Origin of the sequence: Streptococcus sp. 2106 (genome assembly GCF_013277315.1) — a bacterium.
Classification (GTDB): Bacteria; Bacillota; Bacilli; order Lactobacillales; family Streptococcaceae; genus Streptococcus; species Streptococcus pseudopneumoniae.
This window is the reverse complement of record NZ_VMMS01000144.1, coordinates 1-3507: the sequence shown is the minus strand read 5'-3', so window position 1 is coordinate 3507 and position 3507 is coordinate 1. Positions and strand designations below refer to the sequence as shown.

The 3507-nt window shown below is 39.3% G+C and carries 1 protein-coding gene and 1 pseudogene; both read right to left on the bottom strand.

Annotation, left to right across the window (positions count from 1 at the left end; all coding sequences use genetic code 11):
• Positions 1–103: 103 nt before the first annotated feature.
• A complete protein-coding gene (gene topA / locus HT723_RS11195; RefSeq protein ID WP_172935211.1) occupies positions 104–2191 on the bottom strand; it encodes a type I DNA topoisomerase in 2088 nt (695 codons plus the stop codon).
• A gap of 166 nt (positions 2192–2357) precedes the next feature.
• Positions 2358–3397 (bottom strand): annotated as a pseudogene (locus HT723_RS11190) (DUF389 domain-containing protein).
• Positions 3398–3507: the final 110 nt, after the last annotated feature.

Here is a 3507-nt window from a genome sequence, read left to right as displayed (position 1 = left end):
TTCATTGAGTATAAAATAATCTTCTTCTAGTTTCGCATAAAATGATGAATTTTGTCAAGCTCCAACCAAAAAGAGCCTGAAATTAACTTTCAGGACTCTCCTCTTATTTAATCTTTTCCTCTTCGTAGTCCCCCTTGCTGCAAACAACCTGCTTGCCACCACCACGGACTTTTTTCTCCATGGGGAAGTTGCCACATTTTGGACAGTCACGACCAACAGGCTTGTCCCAAGAGGTAAATTCACATTCTGGATAGCGATTGCAACCATAGAAGAGGCGATTACGTTTAGTTTTACGTTCAATGATTTGTCCCTGATGACAACTTGGACACTCAACACCGATTTCTTTCACGATGGCTTGGGTATGACGGCAATCTGGGAAATTGCTACAAGCGTAGAACTTACCAAAACGACCAAGTTTAATGACCATTGGACTGCCACATACTTCACAGTCAAATCCAGCTGGTTCATCCTTGATTTGGATTTTTTCCATTTCTTCTTCAGCCTTGGCAACTTCTTTAGAAAATGGTTTGTAAAAGGCATCAATGACACGTTGCCACTGCTCTTTTCCGACTTCGACATCATCCAGCTTGCCTTCCATTTCAGCTGTAAAGGTTACGTTTACGATATCTGGGAAATATTCAACGATGAGCTTGTTAACAATTTCTCCCAACTCTGTTGGTTCAAATCGTTTGGCTGCAAGGCGAACATAATAACGTTTCTGAATGGTTTCAATGGTTGGTGCGTAGGTTGACGGACGACCAACCCCATTTTCCTCCAAGGTCTTAATCAGTGTCGCTTCAGAATAACGAGCAGGCGGTTGGGTGAAATGTTGCTCTGGTTTGCTATTGACCTGTTTGACCACATCTCCAACAGCCATATCTGGTAACATCTTATTCTTGTCAGAATCATTGTAAATGGCAAGATAACCATCAAACTTAACCTGACTACCATTAGCAGCAAATTGAACCCCATTTTGAGATAATTTAACAGCCATGGTATCAAAGACAGCAGCTGTCATCTGGCTAGCCACAAAACGATTCCAGATAAGGGTATAAAGCTTGAGCTGATCCTTGTCCAGATACTTAGCGATGCTTTCAGGTGTATTAAAGACACTAGACGGACGAATCGCCTCGTGGGCATCCTGAGCTCCAGAAGCATTTTTGACCTTGCTACCATGCTTAGAATACTTGCTACCAAAACGGTCCGTAATGAAACTTGCTGCTTCATTTTGCGCTACTGGACTGATACGAGTCGAATCGGTACGCATATAGGTAATCAAACCTTGAACACCAGAACCAATATTGATCCCTTCATAGAGCTGTTGGGCGACCATCATGGTCTTTCGAGTACGGAAGTTAATTTTATTGGCCGCATCCATCTGCATAGATGAAGTGGTATAGGGTAAAGGAGCATTGCGTTTGCGCTCTTTCTTATCCACCTGATCCACTGAAAAGTCTTTACTCGTCAGACGAGACAAGACTTCCTTGACCTCGTCATTGCTAGTTAATTTCAGCTTTTTGCCATCCACTCCATAGAAGGAAGCCTGAAATTGCTTGGTTCCCTTTTTAAAGACAGCATCAATTGTCCAGTATTCTTCTGGCTGAAAAGCATTGATTTCATTCTCACGATCAATGATTAACTTGAGCGCAATAGACTGAACGCGACCTGCTGACAAGCCCTTCTTGACCTTCTTCCACAAAATAGGCGAAATCAAATAGCCTACCAAGCGGTCTAGGACACGACGAGCCTGTTGGGCATCGACCAAGTCCATATCAATCTTACGAGGTTCTTTAAAAGCATTTTTGACAGCATCTTTGGTGATTTCATTGAAGACCACACGGTTGGCATCATTTTCATCCAAGTTGAGAATATGGGCCAAATGCCAAGAAATCGCTTCTCCTTCACGGTCCGGGTCACTCGCCAGAAAAACTTTATTAGCTTTTTTAGCTTCTTTTTTCAAGTCATTAATAAGAGGGCCTTTTCCTCGGATATTGATATATTGCGGTTCATAATTATTTTCAATATCGACGGACATACTGGATTTCTTCAAATCACGTATATGCCCGACACTGGCTAAAACCTTGTAGTTTCTGCCTAGATATTTTTCAATCGTTTTCGCCTTAGCAGGCGACTCCACGATGACTAGATTTTTTTTAACTGTTGATTTTTTCTTTTTTGTTGCCGTAGCCACAGTATCACACCTTTTCAAAGTAATAAACTTTATAAAGTGTAAACCATTTTGCCATAACTGTCAAGACTTAGCTACTATAATAGAAGAAAAGTTTTATACTTAAGACCTCAGTCTTCCTTTGATATACATAGAAGACTCACGAGAAAAACCAGCTATTCTCAAGAAATTATTGTTCCTCAGACTCTGTATCAAATTTATTGGCTTTTTCCTTTTCTTTTGCTTCCTTATCCTTGATATACTGGAAGAAATATTCTACCAGTTCTTCCTTACTAAGTTGTTCTGAATCAGACAATTGGGAAACTTGAACAGAAACATCACTTAAACCATAGTCACCTCTCTTACTTGAAATCATATCGAGTTCTTCTTCTGTCAAATAATTTCCTGAAATGGTTAGCTTTAGGGTATGAGTCTTTTTAGAATAGATTTTTTTCAAAATATTATGCCCCTGAAATTGCTCTGATATAAATTTCTTAAGGGACTCTTTTTTCAACGTTTCTCTCACTAAAGTCGTTGCAGAGATAAAACTCGGAATCATCAGCAAAACAGCAACTAGAAGCAAAATCCTGCGCATTTTAGAGTCTTCTTCATTATCTTTAAAATAATGTTTCTTAACCATCATCAACCTAACACCTATATAAGTCGCAATGACAATAAAGCTACAATTGATGAGGAATAGGTAAGAGGAGCCTATGATAAATTTTAGATTAGCAGAAGCAATAGCATAACCTACTGTACAAAGAGGAGGCATCAAGGCGGTTGCAATAGCAACACCAGGAACAATATTATTGGTCTCTTTTTTCCTAGCACCAATAATACCTGCTATCCCTCCTACAAAAGCAATGAGAACATCCCAAATAGTCGGAGAGGTTCTAGCAACAATCTCCGAACTAGCATACGAAATGGGAGAAAGATAAAAATAAAGTGTTGAAGCTATTAAACTGGCAAGAATTTGAATAGCTAATATTTTAAAAGATTTTCTTAACAATTTAAAATATTAGCTAGAGAGAGCCCCACCCCCAGAATAGGTGTCATCAAAGGAGAGATTAACATGGCTCCAATAATCACAGGAGTCGAATCCATATTTAATCCGATAGAGGCGATAAGCATGGCACATAGCAAAATCGCTAAATCACTTCTGGAGAGTTCTAATTCTTCATATATTTTATTTCTAAATTCTACCAACGAATACAGTTTATTATTTGTCACAAATGTCTTCCTTTCCTAGCTAACTAGTCGCTAATACTCTTCGAAAATCTCTTCAAACCACGTCAGCTTCACCTTGCCGTAGATATATGTAACTGACTTCGTCAGTCTTA